19 protein-coding genes are annotated in these 18399 nt (G+C 74.5%); 11 read left to right on the top strand and 8 right to left on the bottom strand.

The window, feature by feature from the left end:
* The first annotated feature begins 43 nt into the window (after positions 1 to 43).
* The 4 genes from hppD (at position 44) to ACFWJ4_RS36560 (ending at position 5031) form a co-directional block, all read left to right on the top strand.
* Positions 44 to 2014 (top strand): 4-hydroxyphenylpyruvate dioxygenase, encoded by a 1971-nt coding sequence (gene hppD / locus ACFWJ4_RS36545; protein WP_380552332.1) that lies wholly within the window; start codon positions 44 to 46, stop codon positions 2012 to 2014.
* Complete coding sequence (locus tag ACFWJ4_RS36550; protein ID WP_380552335.1) at positions 2011 to 3144, top strand: thiamine pyrophosphate-dependent dehydrogenase E1 component subunit alpha; 1134 nt, start codon at positions 2011 to 2013, stop codon at positions 3142 to 3144. Before hppD ends, ACFWJ4_RS36550 begins: the two co-directional genes overlap by 4 nt.
* Positions 3141 to 4109, top strand: a complete 969-nt coding sequence (locus ACFWJ4_RS36555) for an alpha-ketoacid dehydrogenase subunit beta (protein WP_380552337.1) — start codon at positions 3141 to 3143, stop codon at positions 4107 to 4109. Before ACFWJ4_RS36550 ends, ACFWJ4_RS36555 begins: the two co-directional genes overlap by 4 nt.
* A gap of 133 nt (positions 4110 to 4242) precedes the next feature.
* Entirely contained in the window at positions 4243 to 5031 is a 789-nt protein-coding gene (locus ACFWJ4_RS36560; RefSeq protein WP_380351337.1) for a DUF3050 domain-containing protein, read from the top strand.
* A 25-nt stretch (positions 5032 to 5056) separates the two neighbouring features.
* Here ACFWJ4_RS36560 and ACFWJ4_RS36565 read toward each other — a convergent pair whose 3' ends face one another.
* On the bottom strand, positions 5057 to 6406 hold the full coding sequence (locus tag ACFWJ4_RS36565) for an acyltransferase (protein ID WP_380552340.1): 1350 nt from the start codon (positions 6404 to 6406) through the stop codon (positions 5057 to 5059).
* 420 nt (positions 6407 to 6826) lie between these two features.
* Here ACFWJ4_RS36565 and ACFWJ4_RS36570 point away from each other — a divergent pair, with 420 nt between their 5' ends.
* Both ACFWJ4_RS36570 and ACFWJ4_RS36575 read left to right on the top strand, forming a co-directional pair.
* On the top strand, positions 6827 to 7201 hold the full coding sequence (locus tag ACFWJ4_RS36570) for a DUF1304 domain-containing protein (protein WP_380552343.1): 375 nt from the start codon (positions 6827 to 6829) through the stop codon (positions 7199 to 7201).
* Between the two features lie 75 nt (positions 7202 to 7276).
* On the top strand, positions 7277 to 7783 hold the full coding sequence (locus ACFWJ4_RS36575; protein WP_380552346.1) for a hypothetical protein: 507 nt from the start codon (positions 7277 to 7279) through the stop codon (positions 7781 to 7783).
* A gap of 84 nt (positions 7784 to 7867) precedes the next feature.
* Here ACFWJ4_RS36575 and ACFWJ4_RS36580 read toward each other — a convergent pair whose 3' ends face one another.
* Both ACFWJ4_RS36580 and ACFWJ4_RS36585 read right to left on the bottom strand, forming a co-directional pair.
* Positions 7868 to 9208, bottom strand: coding sequence for a streptophobe family protein (locus tag ACFWJ4_RS36580; RefSeq protein ID WP_380552348.1), 1341 nt, complete (start codon positions 9206 to 9208; stop codon positions 7868 to 7870).
* Positions 9209 to 9536: 328 nt separating this feature from the next.
* The gene (locus ACFWJ4_RS36585; protein WP_380552351.1) at positions 9537 to 9980 is read right to left on the bottom strand and encodes a winged helix-turn-helix transcriptional regulator; all 444 of its coding nucleotides are present in this window, start codon (positions 9978 to 9980) and stop codon (positions 9537 to 9539) included.
* A 135-nt stretch (positions 9981 to 10115) separates the two neighbouring features.
* On the opposite strand from ACFWJ4_RS36585, the gene ACFWJ4_RS36590 reads away from it, so the two are divergent.
* Positions 10116 to 11366 (top strand): MFS transporter, encoded by a 1251-nt coding sequence (locus ACFWJ4_RS36590; RefSeq protein WP_380552354.1) that lies wholly within the window; start codon positions 10116 to 10118, stop codon positions 11364 to 11366.
* 22 nt (positions 11367 to 11388) lie between these two features.
* Here ACFWJ4_RS36590 and ACFWJ4_RS36595 read toward each other — a convergent pair whose 3' ends face one another.
* Complete coding sequence (locus ACFWJ4_RS36595; protein WP_380552357.1) at positions 11389 to 11823, bottom strand: DUF4259 domain-containing protein; 435 nt, start codon at positions 11821 to 11823, stop codon at positions 11389 to 11391.
* A gap of 121 nt (positions 11824 to 11944) precedes the next feature.
* Here ACFWJ4_RS36595 and ACFWJ4_RS36600 point away from each other — a divergent pair, with 121 nt between their 5' ends.
* Both ACFWJ4_RS36600 and ACFWJ4_RS36605 read left to right on the top strand, forming a co-directional pair.
* Positions 11945 to 12778, top strand: coding sequence for a nucleotidyltransferase domain-containing protein (locus ACFWJ4_RS36600; protein WP_380552360.1), 834 nt, complete (start codon positions 11945 to 11947; stop codon positions 12776 to 12778).
* Positions 12775 to 13107 (top strand): hypothetical protein, encoded by a 333-nt coding sequence (locus ACFWJ4_RS36605; protein WP_380552363.1) that lies wholly within the window; start codon positions 12775 to 12777, stop codon positions 13105 to 13107. The genes ACFWJ4_RS36600 and ACFWJ4_RS36605 overlap by 4 nt, the downstream gene beginning before the upstream one ends.
* Before the next feature lie 22 nt (positions 13108 to 13129).
* On the opposite strand, the gene ACFWJ4_RS36610 is transcribed toward ACFWJ4_RS36605, so the two are convergent.
* Together ACFWJ4_RS36610 and ACFWJ4_RS36615 are read right to left on the bottom strand one after the other, a co-directional pair.
* Positions 13130 to 14740, bottom strand: coding sequence for an LCP family protein (locus ACFWJ4_RS36610; RefSeq protein WP_380552366.1), 1611 nt, complete (start codon positions 14738 to 14740; stop codon positions 13130 to 13132).
* Positions 14733 to 15338, bottom strand: coding sequence for a DUF6542 domain-containing protein (locus tag ACFWJ4_RS36615; protein ID WP_380552369.1), 606 nt, complete (start codon positions 15336 to 15338; stop codon positions 14733 to 14735). Before ACFWJ4_RS36615 ends, ACFWJ4_RS36610 begins: the two co-directional genes overlap by 8 nt.
* Before the next feature lie 267 nt (positions 15339 to 15605).
* Here ACFWJ4_RS36615 and ACFWJ4_RS36620 point away from each other — a divergent pair, with 267 nt between their 5' ends.
* Both ACFWJ4_RS36620 and ACFWJ4_RS36625 read left to right on the top strand, forming a co-directional pair.
* A complete protein-coding gene (locus tag ACFWJ4_RS36620) occupies positions 15606 to 15812 on the top strand; it encodes an antitoxin (RefSeq protein WP_359902610.1) in 207 nt (68 codons plus the stop codon).
* 71 nt (positions 15813 to 15883) lie between these two features.
* The gene (locus ACFWJ4_RS36625; RefSeq protein WP_380552371.1) at positions 15884 to 16576 is read left to right on the top strand and encodes a lytic transglycosylase domain-containing protein; all 693 of its coding nucleotides are present in this window, start codon (positions 15884 to 15886) and stop codon (positions 16574 to 16576) included.
* A gap of 13 nt (positions 16577 to 16589) precedes the next feature.
* Here the strand turns inward: ACFWJ4_RS36625 and galE are convergent, their stop codons facing one another.
* On the bottom strand, positions 16590 to 17606 hold the full coding sequence (gene galE / locus ACFWJ4_RS36630; RefSeq protein ID WP_380552374.1) for a UDP-glucose 4-epimerase GalE: 1017 nt from the start codon (positions 17604 to 17606) through the stop codon (positions 16590 to 16592).
* 129 nt (positions 17607 to 17735) lie between these two features.
* On the bottom strand, positions 17736 to 18359 hold the full coding sequence (locus tag ACFWJ4_RS36635) for a hypothetical protein (RefSeq protein WP_380552377.1): 624 nt from the start codon (positions 18357 to 18359) through the stop codon (positions 17736 to 17738).
* Positions 18360 to 18399: the final 40 nt, after the last annotated feature.

Below are 18399 nucleotides of genomic sequence, written 5' to 3' on the forward strand. Positions count from 1 at the left end.
GCGCCGATCCCCGATCCACCGTTCCCTCCGGGGGGAGATCCCGTTGTCCATCCAGACCATCACCCACGTCGAGTTCCACTGCGCGGACGCCGACAAGACCGCGGCCGGACTCCGCGCCGACCACGGCTTCACCGTCGACGCCCCGGCCACCGCGCCCGACGGCGCCCGCACCGTCGGGCTGCGCCAGGGCACCATCCGGCTGCGGCTGACCTCCGCCCCCGACCCGGAGCACCCGGTGGCCGAGTACGTCGCCCGGCACGGGGACGGCGTCGCCGTCCTCGCGCTCGGCTGCGCCGACCCGGCGGCCGCGCTGGAACGGGCCGAGCGGCACGGCGCCCGGGTGCTCGACCGGGCCGGCGCCCTGATCGAGGGCTTCGGCGACACCGCACTGCGCCTGGTGCCGCTGCCGGACGCCGGGCCCACCCCGGAGCCCCGCCTGCTGGAGGACCTCGACCACGTCGCGATCTGCCTGCCGGCCGGCACGCTCGCGGACACCGTACGGTTCTGCGAGACGGCCCTGGGCTTCCGCACGATCTTCGAGGAGTACATCGAGGTCGGCGAGCAGGCGATGGACTCCAAGGTGGTGCAGAGCGCCTCCGGCGGCGTCACCTTCACCCTGATCGAGCCCGACACCACCCGCCGCCCCGGCCAGATCGACGAGTTCCTCGCCGCCCACGGCGGGGCCGGCGTCCAGCACCTCGCCTTCAGCACCCGCGACATCACCGGCGCCGTCCGGACCGCCCGGGAGCGCGGCGTGGAGTTCCTGAGCACCCCGGACGCCTACTTCGACGCCCTGACCGAGCGCTTCGGCGGGACGGCCATCCCGGTGGCGACCCTGCGCGACCTGCACGTCCTGGTCGACCAGGACCACGGCGGCCAGCTGTTCCAGATCTTCGCCCGTTCGACACACCCCCGGCGCACCTTTTTCCTCGAACTGATCGAGCGGCAGGGAGCGGGTACCTTCGGCACCGCGAACATCAAGGCCCTCTACGAGGCCGTCGAACGGCACAGTCCCACCGCCGACGACCGGCCCGCAGCCGTCGCCCGGCCCAGCGCCGACGACCGGCCCTCCCCCGCACATCCGAAGGAGGCCCTCCCGATGGCCGCAGCCTCCGAGTTCCGACTCACCGAGGCCGAGCTCGCCCTGCTGCCCACCCCCGACGAGGTGGCGCACTACCGCGAGCACGGCTGGTACCTCTCCCGCAGGCTGTTCAGCGACGAGGAACTGGACACCCTCCAGGCCGCCACCGAGCTGTACTACGCCGGCCACCGCGACCGCGAGCTGCCCGCCCGGCCGCCCCGGCTGGCCTCCTGGCGGCCCGAGGACGGGCCGGTCCAGCGGCACAACGACTACGTGCACTACGAGAGCGACGCGATCGGCGCGATCCTGCGCAAGCCGCTGATCGGCGCGGTGGCCGCGCTGCTCGCCGGAACCGAGGAGATCCGGATCTTCCAGTCGACGCTCATCTACAAGCCCCCGGTGCCCGAGGAGCCCAGCAACCGGGTGCCGTGGCACTTCGACAAGCACTACTGGCAGACCTGCACCTCGGACGAGATGCTCACCGCCTTCATCCCGTTCCACGACTGCCGCGAGGAGAACGGCACCATCACCATGGTCGACGGCAGCCACCGCTGGCGGGAGCTGCCCTCCGGCGAGGACTCCACCCGGCACTTCGCCGACCGCGACGGCTCCGAGCTGGAGGACATCCTGGCCGCCAACGCCGCCCACAACGGGCAGCGGGTGCGGAAGGTGCCGATGCTGATCCCGCGCGGCCACATGTCCTTCCACCACTGCCGCACCTACCACGGCAGCGGCCCCAACCTGGCCTCCCACCCGCGCCGGGCGATCTCGCTGCACCTCCAGGACAGCGCCAACGAGTACCGCCGGCACGACCGGCCGGACGGCGAGCCGGTGGTGTACAACCACGACGTGCTGGTGCGCCGCACGGACGACGACCGGCCGGACTACGCGGACCCGCGGTTCTGCCCGGCGGTCTGGCGGGGGCGGCCGTGACCGCTCCCGCACGCACGACCGACGAGGGCGCCGGGCCGCCGGAAGGCCCCGGCGCGCAGGCCCTCCGCGGCGCACAGGCCCGCCCCGCCCCGCTGGACACCCCCGCCGAGCGCTACCGGATGCTGCGGCTGATCCGCGGCTTCGAGGAGCTGGCGCTCGGCCTGGTGAAGTCCGGCGCGATCCCCGGCGGCATCCACCCGTACATCGGGCAGGAGGCCGTCGCGGTGGGCGTCTGTTCGGCGCTCGGCCCCGACGACCGGCTCACCAGCACCCACCGCGGCCACGGCCACGTGCTCGCCAGGGGCACCGCGCCGCACCGGCTGCTAGCCGAGCTCCTCGGGCGGGTCGACGGATCGAACGGTGGCCGGGGCGGCTCCATGCACGCCGCCGACTTCTCGCTGGGCATCCTCGGCGCCAACGGCATGGTGGGCGCCGGCGCCCCGATCGCCGTCGGCGCCGCCTGGGCGGCCCGGGCCGCTTCCTCCCCCGAACGGTCGGCGGCCGAACGGGTGACAGCCGACGGTCCCGTCGCCGGGCGGCCCGATTCGGGCCGGACCCCGGTCGCGGTGGCCTTCTTCGGCGACGGCGCGCTCAACCAGGGCGTCCTGCTGGAGTCGCTCAACCTCGCCGCGATGTGGCGTCTGCCGGTGCTGTTCGTCTGCGAGGACAACGGCTACGCCACCACCCTGCCCGCCGCCACCGCCGTCGCGGGCAGCGCCACCGGCCGGGCGGCCGCCTTCGGCATCCCCGCCGAGGAGGTGGACGGCATGGACACCGAGGCCGTTCGCACCGCCGCGCTGTGCGCCGTCGAACGGGCCCGCACCGGCCGCGGCCCCGGCTTCCTGGTCTGCCGCACCTACCGCTACGAGGGCCACCACACCATGGAACGCCGGATGAAACTGCGCTACCGCTCCCCGGAGGAGGTCGGGGCCTGGCGCGAGCGCGACCCGCTCCCCCGGGCCGCCGCCCTGCTCGACCCCGCGACGGTCGCCGACCTGGACCGCGCGGTGGCCGAACAGCTCTCCGCCGCCGAGGAGTTCGCGCTCGCCTCGGCGCACCCGGACCCGGCGGGGGCGCTGGACCACCTGTACGCCGACGGGCTGCGGCCCCGGGCGGGGGTGACACCGTGACCAGGCTCTCGTACACCAAGGCGCTCAACCGGGCGCTGGCCGACGAACTCGCCGCCGATCCGGCGGTCTGCGTCTTCGGCGAGGACATCGGCGCCGGTCTGGCCGGGCCGACCCTCGGCCTGCTGGACCGCTTCGGGCCGGGGCGGATCGTCGACACCCCACTGTCCGAACAGGCCTTCACCTCGATGGCGGTCGGCGCCGCGCTGGCCGGCCGGCGTCCGGTGCTGGAGTTCCAGATCCCGTCCCTGCTGTTCCTGGTCTTCGAGCAACTCGTGAACCAGGCCCACAAGTTCTCGCTGATGACCGGTGGCCAGACGGCCGTCCCGCTGACCTGCCTGGTGCCCGGCTCGGGCTCCCGGGACGGCTGGGCCGGGCAGCACTCCGACCATCCGTACAGCCTGTTCGCGCACGCCGGGGTGAAGACCGTGGTGCCCGCCACCCCGACCGACGCCTACGGGCTGCTGCGCTCGGCGATCCGCGACCCGGACCCGGTCGTGGTGTTCGCGCCCGCCGCCGCGATGCCGGTGCGCGAGACCGTCACCTGGGACCTCGCGCCCGTCCCGCTGGGCCGGGCCCGGATCCACCGGCCGGGCACCGACGTCACCGTGGTCGCCCTCGGGCACCTGGTGCACGACGCCCTCGCGGTCGCCGAGGAGCTGGCGCCGGACGTCTCGGTGGAGGTCCTCGACCCGCGCACGGTGTACCCCTTCGACTGGCAGGCGCTCGCCGACTCGCTGGAGCGCACCGGGCGCCTGGTCGTCCTGGACGACTCCAACCGCAGCTGCGGCTTCGGCGCCGAGGTGCTGGCCACCGCCGCCGAGGAGATGCGCCTGATCGCCCCGCCCCGCCGGATCACCCGCCCGGACGGCGCCGTGCTGCCCTTCGCCCCGGCCCTGGACCGCGCCGTCCAGCCCGGCCGCGAGCAGCTGCGGCACGCGCTCGGCCTCGTGCTGAAGCACCGCTGACCGCACCCGCCCACGAACTGTTCGGCATCGAATCACAAAGATCACTGACGAGTACGCGCCAGAAACCGTACGATGATCGCGCAAGACCCCCGTAGACCCGTTGACTGCCCAACGAGCCCACCAAGGAGTCGCATTGTCCACGAACCGCTACCACTGGGACCGTTCGCACCCCGGCCTGAGCAGCCTTCAGCAGGCCATCGACCCGCTGCGCCGCGAGGTCGTCGAGCACTCGGTGTACCGCTCGCTCACCGGCATCGAGCGCGTCCGCACCTTCCTCGGCAGCCACGTGTTCGCCGTCTGGGACTTCATGTCGCTGCTCAAGAGCCTCCAGCGCGACCTCACCTGTGTGGACGTGCCGTGGGTCCCGAACGGCCCGACCGCCAGCCGCCGGCTGATCAACGAGATCGTCCTGGTCGAGGAGAGCGACGAGCTCGGCGAGGGCTACACCAGCCACTTCGAGCTGTACGTGGAGGGCATGCGGCTGGCCGGTGCCGACCCGCGCCCGATCGAGGAGTTCCTGGCCCTGCTGGGCGCCGGCAGCACCGTTCCGGAGGCCCTGAAGAAGGCCGAAGTTCCGCAGGCCGCCCTCGACTTCACCTCCACCACCTGGTCGATCGTGGAGAACGCGCCGGTGCACTGCCGGGCCGCCGCCTTCGCCTTCGGCCGCGAGGACCTGATCCCGGACATGTTCGCCCAGGTCATCCGGATCGACGACCCCGAGGACACGCTCACCGTCTTCAAGGACTACCTGGCCCGTCACATCGAGGTCGACGGCGAGCAGCACACCCCGATGGCGATGCAGATGCTGATCGACCTGTGCGGCGACGACCAGGACAAGTGGGACTCCTGCGCCGAGACGGTCCGCACCGCGCTGCGCGCCCGGCTCGGCCTGTGGACGGCGATCGAGCAGTCCTTCCAGTAGTCCTTCACGACAGACCCCGGATCACCTAGATCACCTTGGGCAGGACGGCCGCCGACGCGGGCGGCTGATCCTCCGCCCGCCGGTAGCGGTGCAACGCCGCCCGGCCCTCCGCCCCGCGTACCCGGGCGGCGAGCCGGGCCGGCAGCACCACGGTGGCCAGCCGGCCCTCGCCGCGGAACCCTTCCACCGTCCAACAGACCCAGGGAATCGGATAGTTGGCGGCAGGGCTGAAGAGCACCGGGCGCCTCCCCTGGAAGCCCACCGCATAGGCGCCGAAGCCGCTCCAGTTGGAGAAGCTGAACCGGCGTGCCGCCGGGTCGAAGCCCAGCGGCACGCAGTCGCGCAGCCGCGCGCGGCCGAGGGTCGCCAGGAACCACAGGTTGGCGCGGAGGTTGAGGTGCGCGGCGGGGAACTCCTCCAGCGCCGTGCGCAGCGCGCCCGCCAGCGCCGCAGGCCCGTCCTCCGGCCGGTGCGGCAGATGGACCTCGCTCAGCAGGTTGCCCATCAGCGCGGGCGACAGGCCCAGCCAGCGGCGCACGTTGACCGGCACCGTCAGCATCCGTTCGGCCTCGTCCCCGTCCAGCTCCCGCAGGGTGCTCAGGAGGTGGGCGCAGAGCGCGTCCCCGGAGGAGAGCCGGCGCCCGGCCGCCGCGCCGAACTCCTCGCACATCCGGGCCAGTTCGGCATCGGTGAAGGCGATCTGGACGAGCCGGTTGGCGCGTGGTCCGGCCGCCACCTCGCGGGCCAGCAGCTCCGCCTCCTCCGCCGAGGGCAGCCGGAAGCCGGGCCGGCCGCAGTCCTCGGCGGGGAGCACCTCGGCCAGCAACTCGTCTTGGTCGTCCACGAGTTCGGCCTCCGGCAGCGGCTCCCCCTCGACCGCCGCGGACCAGGCCCGCAGCAGCAGCATGAAACTGTGCAGGTCGCCGATCGCGTGGTGCCAGGAGCAGCCGAGCACCGTGCCGCCGTCGGCCGTGCGGGTCACCCGTACGGTGAGCAGCGGTACGCCGCCGTCGCGCGCGGCGGGGGCGTCCAGTGGGGCGACCAGTTCGGAGCCGGGCGCCGTCACCCGGCCCATCGCCTCGGCGAGCGTGCCCTCCACGGTGTAGACCTCGAACGGCACGCCGGTGTCGTCGCAGACCGCCTCCAGGACGCCCTCGACGGTGCGCAGGCGTCCGGCGAAGACCGGCACCCGCTCCAGCGCACGGGCCAGCCCGGCGGCGAGCCGGTCGTCGTCCAGCGGGTGCTCGAAGCAGAGCGCGACCGAGACGGCGAGGTCGGCGAGCATGGTGTCCATCAGTCCGCAGCGCAGCACCCGGCCGGTGGCCTGCCCGGCCCGGACGGTCCTGGATCTTCGCAACTGCGGCCAGATGCTCATGGGTTCCGTTCCGAAGCACTCGACGACTTCCGGCGACGCGCGATGCGTTCCGGCGACGCGCGATCCGCGGGCACGCCGAACCATAGTGGTGCGCGGAGGCAGTGGTCCAGTCCAATCCCGCACTCCGGAAGGGCTCTTCGACCGCCGCGGCGACCGCACCGGCGATAGAATGCGCACCATGGGAAAGCGCCCCGGCGCACCCCCCGCGCCGCCCCCCGCACGGGTCACCGGCACCGGATCGCCCCCGATCGGACCGGCCCGGGCCCACCTCGACGACCCGCCGCCGGCGCTGCGCGAGCAGCGGCCCGCCCGCGGTGCCGCGGCCGCCCGTCCGGGCCGCTCCGGCCGCCCGGCGCCACCGTCCGGCCACCGTCACCGCCCACCCGCCTCCGTCGCCCCGCCAGGAGGGAGCCGTCCGCCATGAACGCCGTGAGCCAGGTCTTCGCCGTGGTCGCCGCGGCGATCCACCTGATCGTGTGGCCGCTGGAGAGCTTCCTGTACGGGCACCCGCGGGTGCGCCGCGTGCTGACCGGCAGCACGGCGGACGCCCCGGAGGTCCGGCTCTGGCGCGTCAACGTGGGCTTCTACAACCTGTTCCTGGCACTCGGCCTGGTCGCCGGACTGGTCCTGCTGCACGCCGGGCACCCGGGGGCCGGGCGGCCGGTGGTGCTCTACGTCGCCGCGTTCATGGTCGCGGGCGGGATCACCCTGTTCACCTCGGAACCGAAGCTGTGGCGCGGCGCACTCGGTCAGGCCGTCCCCGCGGCCATCATCCTTCTGTCCGAGGCTTTCTGACGCCGTACCAGCGGTTTCGAGGCCCTCCGGAAGGGCTACGATCCGCCTACCCCGCGACGGTCGCGGAGGCTGGGGGTGGCAGCAGTGGTCAGGATCCCGATCAGCGACCGGTACGTCGTCAGCCTCGGCTGCCGGGTGAGCGTCGAGCACGGAGCCTCCGTGACGAAGGTCAACTGGAGCATCGCCCACCTGCCGGAGGGCGGCTCGCCCCGGCCCACCGGCGGCGACCGGGAGATCGGCGTCATCTGCCCGCGCTGCCGGCGCTCCTTCTCCGTCCGGGTGGAGACCGCCACCAGGGCGCGGGTCAAGCGGCGGGTCCACCAGGCGCTGGGCTGGCTGCTGGTGCTCTCGCTGCTGGTCACCGTCCCCCTGCTGATCCAGCTGGGCGGCCGGACCGTCGAGGAGGGCGACGACCAGGCGGTCGACAACTTCGGCATGCTCTTCGCCCTGGCCGCCGCGGGCGTGATCGTCGGCCCCTCGCTGCTGTTCAGCGCGAGCGTGCACGACGGCATCAAGAAACTGCGGCTGATCCGGGCCAACGGGCGGAAGACCATGTGGGTGCAGGGCCACCGGCTGTTCTGACCCGGTCCGCACGGCCCCTCACCCGGCGCCCCCTCGCCGCCGAGTTCGCCGCCCCTCGCTTCCGTGCTCCTCGCCCGGCGCCCCTCACTGCGGATCCGCCGGCAGCTCTCCGCTGTGTCGCACCCGGGTGGCGAGCAGGGCGCCGAGCGCGCCGGTCAGCAGACCCCAGCCCGCCGCGAGCGGCACCGCCGTCCACAGCACCGGGCGCAGGGTGAGGCTGCCGCCGCCCAGCGCGGCCAGCGGGTTGTCGGCGCCGAGCACGGCGCCCAGCAGGTCGCCCAGACCGCCCTGGCCGAGGCCGACGCCGAGCACGGAGAGCCCGTAGGCGGCGTCCACCCGACTCCACAGACCCACCAGCAGCATGGTGGCGGCGGTGGCGAGCGCGAACCGGACGGCGTGCTGCCGGAGCCGGACGGTGCGCGGCGCGCGGCGGGCCGCCAGGAAGGCCGCCGCGAGCAGCAGGACGGCGGCCAGCGGCAGCAGCCACCAGCTGGCGGCACCCTGCTCGGCGAGGGTGCCGAGGTCGACGGTCGCCTGCCCGCCCTCGGGGGCGCGCAGCACGGCGCTGAGCGCCTTGGGAACGGGCAGACCGAGCGTACCGACCAGCCGACCGTGCCACTCGGCCCCGAGTCCCAGGCCGAAGGCCGGCCAGGCCAGGTTCGGCAGCGCGAGCAGCACCACGGCCAGGGTCTGCCGGGCGTCGCCGTGCACGATCGCGGTCAGCACCCCGGCCACCGCACCGATCGCCAGGTACGCCAGCAGGACCAGCCAGAGCGCCGAGGCGGCCGGGCGGACGGCGAGTTGGTGGCGCACCAGCGCGGGCGGCAGCGGGGCCCGCCGGGACACCGCGAAGGTGAGCGCGAGCACCAGCAGCAGCCAGGCCAGCCCGATGCCGACGGTGGTCGGGCCGTCCGCGTGGAAGCCGACCTCCGGGGTCAGCCCGAGCGCTCCGCCGATCGACTCCGCCAGGTCACCGCCGAGCGGGACGACGAAGCTGTGCCGGGCGCCGAGGGTCAGCAGCACCAGGGCGAGCGCCCAGAGCAGCAGCGTCCGGCCGATCCGCCCGAGCAGTTCACCGCCGCTCGCGACCGCACGGAAGCGCAGCCCGCGCAGGAACACCTCGGCCATCGCGACCGCTCCGGCCACCGAGACGCTCAGCGGCATCGCGCTGATCCCGGCCCCGACGGCCGCGAAGTCTCCCGCGCCGCCGTCGAGCCGGACGGTTCCCCCGACCGCGAGCGCGAGCGTCGCGGCCAGCACGGCGGGGAAGCCGCCGTCCGGGAGGTCGTCGGCGCCGGCCAGCCAGAGGCCGAGCGCGGCCACCGCCGCCATCGCGACCAGTCCGGCCAGCACGACGGCGAGCGCCTCCAGCCAGCCGCGTACGGCGCCGGGCGGGCCCGCGACCCGGGTGGTGGGCTGCTGCATGTCGCCTCCTCGTCGCTCGCGGGTCGCTCCGGGGCCCGGGACGGGCCTGGGCTCGATCGGCCCGATCGAGCTCCCGGCCGACGCCCGGTGAGGTTTCCAGGGTGACCGACGACCGGCGGGCACGCTCGGCGACGCCCCGCACACCCGCTGTTGCGACGGACGGGGCGGCGGGAGCGGCGAGCGGGGCGGCGGGAGCGGCCGGAAGCCGACGACAGGGCTCGCCGGGCCGGACGCGCCCGGCCCGGCCGCCCGCGAAACGGCGAGCCGACCCGGCGCCCGCCCCGCTCCCCGCCTCCGGCCGCCGCCCGTCCGGTGGCGGCGGCGCGCCTCAGGGCAGCAGCACCCTCGTGTCCTCGGGGCCCAGCACCCGGCCGTCCGCCGCGTGCACCTCGACCGGCGCGACGGGCGCACCGGAATCACGGTCCACCAGTCGCGCCCGGGGCTCGCCCTCCTCGAAGAACCACTGGTCGCCCCACTGGCGCAGCGCCGTGATCACCGGGAACAGCGCGCGGCCCTTCTCCGTGAGCACGTACTCCTGGTACGGGCTGCCGTCTGCGGCCGGCGCGAGGTCGAACACCCCGTTGGCGACCAGGTTGGCCAGGCGGGTCGACAGGATGTTCTTGGCCAGGCCGAGGTTCCGCTGGAACTGCCCGAAGCGGCTCAGCCCGTCGAAGGCGTCACGGACGATCAGCAGCGTCCAGCCGTCGCCGACGACGTCGAGCGGACGGGCGACCGGGCAGGCCGATTCCTCGTGCGTGGTGCGTTTCGGCACTTCTCCCACCTCTCAGCCCTCACCGGTCGGCGCCCAGCCTACCGACCAGGACGTGGTTGCTTATTAAAACCAGGCTATGCCATGGTGTCGCGGTAGCACTTTGAAACCACCGTGCCGTTCGAGGGAGCCCCGCCCATGACCTCGCCCGCCCGCACAACCGCCTCCGCCGCCTCCGCGACGGACGCCCCCGCCGACACGCCCGGCATCCCCGGCGGAGCCCCGTCGCGCGGCCTGTCACCCGCCGTCGCCTGGCTGCTCTCCGTCGCCTGCGGCCTCGCCGTGGCCAACGTCTACTACTCTCAGCCACTGCTCGACCTGATCGCCCGGGACTACGGCATCGCCCCGGCGACCATCGGCCTGGTCGGCACCCTCACCCAGACGGGCTACGCCCTGGGCCTGCTGTTGCTCGTGCCGCTCGGCGACCTCGTCAACCGCCGCACCCTGATCACCTCCCAGCTCGGCCTGTCCGTCCTCGCCCTCCTCGCCGTCGCACTCGCCCCCTCCGCTCCGCTGCTGCTCGCCGCGATGGCCGCCGTCGGCGTCCTCGCGGTCGTCGCCCAGGTGGTCGTCGCCCACTCCGCCCAACTCGCCGCCCCGGCCGACCAGGGCCGGGTGGTCGGCACCGTGACCAGCGGCATCGTGATCGGCATCCTGCTCGCCCGAACCGTCGCCGGAACCATCGGCGACCTGGCCGGCTGGCGGGCCGTCTACCTCGTCTCCGCCGTCGCGACCGCCGCCATGGCCCTCGCCGTCGCGGCCACCGTCCCCTCCGAACGGCACCGCACGGCCGAGCGGATCGGCTACCCGCGCCTGGTCGGCTCGGTATTCGCGCTCTTCGCCCAGGAGCGCGTGCTCCGCACCCGGGCCGTCCTCGCCCTGCTCGGCTTCACCTCCGTCACCGTACTGCTCACCCCGATGGTGCTCCCGCTCGCCGCACCGCCGTTCAACCTCAGCCACACCCAGATCGGGCTCTTCGGCCTCGCCGGCGCCGCCGGAGCGCTCGGAGCCGGGTGCGCCGGCCGTCAGGCCGACCGCGGCCGGGCCGAACGCACCGCCGGAATCGGCCTGGTGGCCATGCTGGTCGGCTGGCTCCCGGCCGCACTGCTGCCGCACTCGGTCTGGTGGCTGGTGCTCGCCATGGTGGTGATCGACTACGGCCTGCAGTCCCTCCACGTCGCCAACCAGCATCTGCTCTACCAGCTCCGCCCCGAGGCGCGGAGCCGCCTGACCGCCGGCTACATGCTGCTCTACTCCGCCGGGTGCGGCGCGGGCGCGATCCTGTCCACCGTCGTCTACGACCACGGCGGCTGGACGGCCGTCTGCCTGCTCGGCGCCGCCACCAGCCTCACCGCGCTCGGCTACTGGTGGACGGCGGCCCGCACGTGACGGCCGATCGCCCCGGGCCCGCTCAGCTCCCGGCCACCGGCGCGTCCGCCGACGCCGCCGCGGCCAGGACCGCCCGCAGCTCCAGGATGCCCTCGCGCCAGGCCGGACCGCTCTCCGTCTCGTCCCACAGCTCCGCGAGCTCCGACTCCGCCGCCACCACCCGGTCGAGCGCCGCCACCGCGAGCGTGCGCAGCTCGGCGGCGAGCGGCGGTATCGGCTCCTTCGGCCCGTAGGCCGTGGTCACCGCCGCCCCGCCCGGGCACTGCGCCGCCACCAGCGCGGCGGCGGCGACCGCCTCCACCGCCTCGTCGGAGTCCAGGAACTCCTCCGCCCCGACGGCGCACAGCAGCGCGGACCGGAGCAGCGCCTCGCGCTCGCCCGGCGCCGCATCGTCCAGACCGCCGCCGAAGTCCGCCGCCGAGTCGTTGTCGAAGTGCCCGATGTCCCAGGTGCCCATGCCGATCCCCTCACGCCTCTCGTGTTCGTGTGCGTCGCATGCTTGCACGCCCCACTGACAATCCGCCGGGCCGCCGGATAATCGCTGGTCACCACGGGTGGGGGTGGGGCAGAGTGCCCCCATGACCACCACTCAGGGACTGGACCGGGACGGCTGCATCGCGCGGGAGGGCTCGCTGGACCGCGTGCCGCCCGCGTTCGCGCCGGTGGTCGCCGCCGCCCGCGAGCGGATCGCCGCGGCCTTCGGCCCCGACCGGCTGCACAGCGCCTACCTCTACGGCAGCGTCCCGCGCGGTACCGCGACCCCCGGCGTCTCCGACCTCGACCTGCTGCTCGCCCTGCACCACGAGCCCACCGCCGCGGACCGGGCCGGGGCGGACGCCCTCGAAGCCGCGCTCGACGGCGAGTTCGCGCAGGTGAACGGGGTCGGCGTGGTGCTCGCCGGCACGGACACCCTGCTGAGCGAGCTCGAACGCCACGACCTCGGCTGGTTCGTCGCCTGTCTCTGCACCCCGCTGCTCGGCGAGGACCTCGCCGCCCGGCTCCCCCGCTACCGCCCCACCCCGCTGCTCGCCCGGGAGACCAACGGCGACCTCGCCCTGTTCCTGCCGCGCTGGCGCGAACGCCTGGCCGCCGCCGACACCGCCGCCGACCCCGAGGCCGAACTGCGCCGCCTCGCCCGCGCCGTCTCCCGCCATCTCGTCCGCACCTGCCTCACCCTGGTCATGCCCCGCTGGGGCGGCTGGACCAGCGACCTCGCCGCCTCCGCCGAGGTCTTCGCCGGCTACTACCCCGAGCGGGCCGCCCAGGCGCGCCTGGCCGTCACCGTCGCCCGCACCGCCGCCACCACCGCCGCCGCCGACCGGGCCGCCCTCACCGTGCTGGTCGACGACCTGGGCCCGTGGCTCGCCGCCGAGTACGCCGCCGTCCACGGCACGAAGGCGCCCCGCCCGTGACGGCGCCGGAACACCCGCTGCTCCGCGAGGTCTTCCCGGACCTGCTCGGCGAACTGGTCGACCTCCTGGAGGAGGAGGGCGAGCACGAACTGGCCGTCGCCGCCCGGGGCTTGCGGCTGGTCGCCGAGTGCGGCTGCGGTGACGGCTTCTGCCAGAGCTTCAGGACGGAACCACGCCCGGACGGTCAGCCCTACGGCCCGGACCACCGGTGCGTCCCGCTCTCGCCGGCCCACGGCATGCTCGTCCTGGACGTCGTCGGCGGGCGGATCGTGTACGTCGAGGTCCTCGACCGGGAGCCGCTCCGGGACACCCGCCCCGGCCGGGGCTGAACTCCCCGTCGCCGGCCGGGCCTCAGTCCACGCACGGGATCCCGCCCGCCTTCACCGCCGGGCCCTGCATCGGCAGCCCCGCCGCCGGGTCGGCGGACGGATCGCCGGCCGCGGCGGCCGAGGGGACGGCCGTCGGCGCCGGGGTGCGGGAGACGGCGAGGGTGAGCAGGATGCGCCCCGCGGGGACGGCCGACGAGAAGGAGGCGTTCACCCCGTAGCGGGCGGCGAGGTGCTGTGCGTCGGCCTTGGCCCCGGACCCGTACGCGACGGTGGTGGCCCGGGTCCTGGCCGGGGCGTCGCCGATCCGGCCCGCCTGGTAGCCGAGTTCGGCCAGCGCCCTGGACTCGCCGGCCGCCGCGCCCGCCCCCGCGGCCGCGTTGACGTCGACCACCGCCTTGGGCGCCGTGCTCGGGGTGGCGGAGGGCGACGGGGCCGGTTCGCCCGGCCCGTCCCCGGCCGGCGCGGCGGCCGGCGGGGCCGGCGCCGGCTCGTGGTTGAAGAGCTGCCGGACGATCTTCCTGATCAGGTCCGGGTTGACGGTGTTGACCTCCTGCCCGCCGACCGTCCTGAAGCCGCTGATCGGCAGGGTGTTGAACTCCACGTTGCCGCCGGTCAGGTTGGGCGCCTGCTGGGCGAAGTCGAGGATGTTCCACTCGTTGTCGATGACCACGTCCTTCTTCACCACCGCGAACAGCTTCTGCATCTGCCCGAGGTCGTTCAGGATGCCCTGCTGCTTGAGCTTGTACTCGACGGAGGAGAGGAACGCCTGCTGCCGGTGGGTGCGGTCGAGGTCGCCGTTGGTGAGGTGGTGGCGCTGGCGGACGAAGGAGAGTGCCTGCGCGGCCTTGAGGGAGCTGATCCCGGCCGGGAGCTTGAGGCCGGTGCCGCCGCCCTCGTGGGCGGCGGTCCGGGCGATGATCGGGTCGTCCACCGGGTGGTTGAGGCAGACCTGGATCGGCTCGACCGCCTTGGCGATGTCGTAGAAGCCGATCAGGTTCACCTCCGCGAAGTGGTCGATCGGGACGTCCAGGAGGCTCTGCACGGTCTGGATGGTGGCCGAGCGGCCGGCCTCGCGGCTCTGCCGCTCCAGCAGCGCCTTGGAGAGCCCCTTGCCGGCCAGCTTCTGCTCGGCGGCCTCCTTGGCGATGCCGTACGCCTCCTTGATCTTGTGCATCCTCCCGTCCGCGCCGACGGTCTGCACGTAGTCGTCGCGCGGGACGGAGAGCGCGGTGACCTTGCCGCCGTTGGCCGGGATGTGCAGCACGATCAGGGCGTTGGTGTTGTACCCGCCGATCCCGCTGGAGCCGGCGTGCAGTTCGTCCTCGACGAACTGCTTGGGCAGGTCGTTGCCGTCCATGTCCTTGCGGCTGTCCAGGCCGATCAGCAGCAGGTTGACGGACTTGTCGAGGTGCGGCGGGGCGTTCTTCTTGGCCTCGCTCAGCGCGGAGGACTTGACCATGCCGTCGTCCAGGCTGCGGTACTCGTACCAGGTGAAGCCGCTGGCGCCGAGCACGGCGACCGAGACGGTGCAGGCCAGGGTGCGCCCGGCGACGGTCAGCGGGGCGGCGGCGCGGCGCGCGGCCTGCCCGCGCTGACCGCGGCCGCCGGTACGGCTGTTGCCGCGCTCAGCCACGGCGGCCCCTTCCGACCGGGGCGGCCGTCCGGCCGGTTCGTCGGCGCTGCGGCACCACCCGGCGGCGGGTCGGCACGGCGCGGACCGCGACCACGGCGAACGCCACCGCGACGGCCGCGGCCATCACCGGGAAGGCTCCGACCACCCAGCGCAGCGCGCCGGTGCCGAGGTTCTTCCCCTGGTACGTCCCGGGGTGCGCGAGGTACTCGACGCCCGAGGCGGTGAGCAGCACCACGACCGGCGCGGCCGTCACCACCCACCACCGGCCCGCCCGGCTGCACAGCAGTGCGGCGGCCGCCGTCCCGAGCACCGAGCCCACCGCGAAGAGGAGGCTGACGCCCGGTCCGTCGACCTCGTCCGCGACCGCTCCGAGCAGCGGCAGCCCGACCGCCGAGAGCACGGCCGCCGTCCCGCCGCGACGACGCGCCTGCTGGCGGCGGCGGGCCGCCCCGGGGCGCGGTGTCCGGGCCGCCCCGGGCGCCGCGGGGCTCCCCGGTCCGCCCGCACCGGCCGCCCGGGAGCGCTGCGCGGGCAGGGCGCGGTCCTCGGTGCGCGGTCCCGCGTCCTGGTACGGCGTTCTCGCCCGCTGACCGGCCATGCGCACTTCCCTCGATCGTTGCGGCCGCGGCGGAGCGATCGCGCCGCCGCGCGTGCCGGGACGCCTTCGGTCCTGGTGGCGTCCTGGTGGGGACCCCAACCTCTACATCGCTGTAGAAGATGGCCTGAGCATACGAACCCATTTCAGCAAAGTCATCCGCCGTCACCCGGCGGCGACGAACCGCCTGGTGGGCCGTCGTTAGGATGGTCACGATCCCCGCCGCGTCGGCACACCATCAGGAACGCATCAGAGGAGCAGAGCGTCACCATGTTTGAGAGTCTGAAGAACCTCGCGGACAAGGCCACCGACCTCGCCCGCGAGCACGGCGACGTGATCGGGCAGGGCCTGGACAAGGTCGGCGACGCGATCGACGACCGCACGGACGGCAAGTACAGCGGGCAGATCGACACCGGCGTCGAGAAGGCGAAGGACTTCCTGCGCAACCTCGACGGCGACCAGAAGCCCGCCGAGTAACCTGCCGCAGGGAGCGATCAGCCGCACGGCGCTCGAACGGGCGCACGAGCGAACGGGGAGGGGCGGCAGCGGTGAGCGAGGAGAAGAAGGGGTCCGGCCGGGGACGCTGGCTGGTGATCGGCGTCGTGGTGGTGGCCGGACTGGGTCTCGTCCGCGGCAACGGCCACGACGGCGCGGCCTCCGCCGACCCCTCCCCGACCGCCGCCTCCGGCCCCTCCCCGGGCGCCGCACCGTCGGCCGGCTCCTCCGCTCCGCCGTCGAAACCCTCGAAGCCCTCGGGCCGCTACGACCCGGCCGACTACGCGGCACCGGTCCGCCAGTACGCCGCCGAGGCCGGGGTCAACCCGCAGCTGCTGATGGCGATCCTCTACAACGAGGCGTACAAGCCGCACGACCCCGAACTCGAACGGGCCTGGCAGCGCGGCAAGCCGGACGCCTCGTTCGGCATCGCCAACATGCACCGGGCCGCCTTCGACGACACCAAGCCCGGCCGCCCGTTCGCCTCCCGGCAGTGGGAGGAGCTCCCGGACGACCGGAACCTGGCCGTCCAGGCGGCCGCCTGGCACCTGCACGACCTCGCCGCACAGCTGCCCGCCCGCCCGGGCGTGCAGCTCACCCGGGACGAGCTGGTCGCCCTCGGCTACAACGCGGGCGCGGGCAACATGCTGGCCTTCGCCCGGGGCGTCAAGATCGGCTCCCAGGCGCAGTCCTACCTCGACCGGCTGCGCGACAACTGGTCGAAGTCCGGCGAGGCCGTGGCCTGACAGCCTCCGGTGGTCAGCTGACGCCGATCCGGGCGGACCAGACCCTCCGCCAGGCCAGCGCGTCGGCGACCCCCTCGGCGATGCCGCGCCGCGGCTGCCAGCCGAGCAGGTCCCGTGCGGTGTCCACGACGGCGTAGCAGCCGATCACGTCCCCGGGCCGCGGGCCCGCCTCCCGCACCTCCAGGCCGGTGCCGACGGCCTGTTCGAAGGCGGCGATCAGTTCCCGCACGGTGGTCCCGTCCCCGGTGCCGACGTTGATCACCCGGTAGCGGTCCGCCACGCCAGGGGCGATCACCTCGTCGAACCGGAGCAGCGCCGCGACGTGCGCCTCGGCGAGGTCCTGGACGTGGATGTAGTCGCGGATGCCGGAGCCGTCGCGGGTCGCCCAGTCGGTGCCGGTCACGGTGAACGGGGTGCCCGTGGTGTGCGCCTCGATCAGCTTGCCGAGGGCGTGGGTGGGCCGGAGGTCCTGGAGGCCGGTGCGCAGCTGCGGGTCGGCGCCGATCGGGTTGAAGTAGCGCAGGGCGATGACCCGCTGGCGCTCGGCGCCCTCGCCCCGGGTCCAGTCCTGGAGGACCTGCTCCATCATCTGCTTGGTGCGCGCGTACGGGCTCCCGGCGTCGACCGGGCTGCTCTCGTCGACCCGGGCGTCGGGGGTGGGGGCGTAGATCGAGGCGGAGCTGCTGAAGACGACCCGGGTGCAGCCGTGGCGCTGGAGGGCCTCCAGGAGTTCGACGGTCTTGGCGACGTTCTCCCGGTAGTAGTACAGCGGCTTGGCCACCGACTCCGGTACGACGATCTTCGCGGCGCAGTGCACGGTGGCGTCGATGTCGGGGTGCTCGGCGAAGATCCGGTCGAGCAGGGCCGCGTCGGCGATGTCGCCCCGGTAGAAGACCCGGTCCGCGACGAACTCGGTCCGGCCCCGGGACAGGTCGTCCAGCACGACCGGGGTGATCCCCCGGTCGAGCAGGGCGGAGGCGACGGTGCTGCCGATGAAACCCGCGCCGCCGGTGATCAGGACCTTCTTCATGCGCGGACGCTCCCTTGCGGTCGTCCGGGCGCCCGGTGGCGCCCGGTGACCGGAAGGGACGTCGGTTCGCACCCGGCCGGTTCCACCGCGGGTGCGTCCCCGTTCCCGGGGCGGGCGGTGCCGGGCGACTCAGCCGCGGTGACGGCGCAGCCAGAGCCCGGTGGCGACCAGGACGACGGCCGCGCAGGCGGTGCCGATGGCCGCCCAGGCAGTGGCGTCGGAGGTGGTCGCGTGGGCGGGGCCGGGCGAGGCCTCCCGGGCGGAGACCGGGGCGGCGGTGGTCCCCGTCGCGCCGGTGCTCTCCCGGAGCGGGGCGGGGGTCACCCCGGCGGACCGCGGCGAGGTTTCGGACAGCGCCGTGGGGGGCGCCGGGTCCGCGATCTCGACGGTGTCGACGTCGAGCTCGCGCTCGCCGTGCCCGAGGGCGGGGAAGGCGCAGTCCACCGTCACCCGCCAGTGCCCGACCGGGAGGACCTCCCGGGTGGTGTACGTCCCCGGGCGGCCGGGGACGGTGACCAGGCGCCAGGGCCCGACGGTGCGGCCGTCGGAGGCCGTCGCGAGGAGCGTGCCGGCGAACTCCCCGGTCACCGGGTCGTGGTCGTTCTCCCAGGTGGCGACGGTGCTGACACGGCCGTTCTGCTGGCCGGTGACGTCCAGGTGGACGCTGTCGCCGTGGGCGGCGGCGGGTACGGCCGCGGACAGCAGGGCCGCGGCGGTGAGGGCGCGGGCGGCGTGGTGGGGGCGGGTTCGCATACGGGAGGGTCCTCGGGGCGGTGGGGGGGGGCAGGGACGC

It is taken from the genome of Kitasatospora sp. NPDC127067 (assembly GCF_042724755.1).
Classification (GTDB): Bacteria; Actinomycetota; Actinomycetes; order Streptomycetales; family Streptomycetaceae; genus Kitasatospora; species Kitasatospora lactacystinica.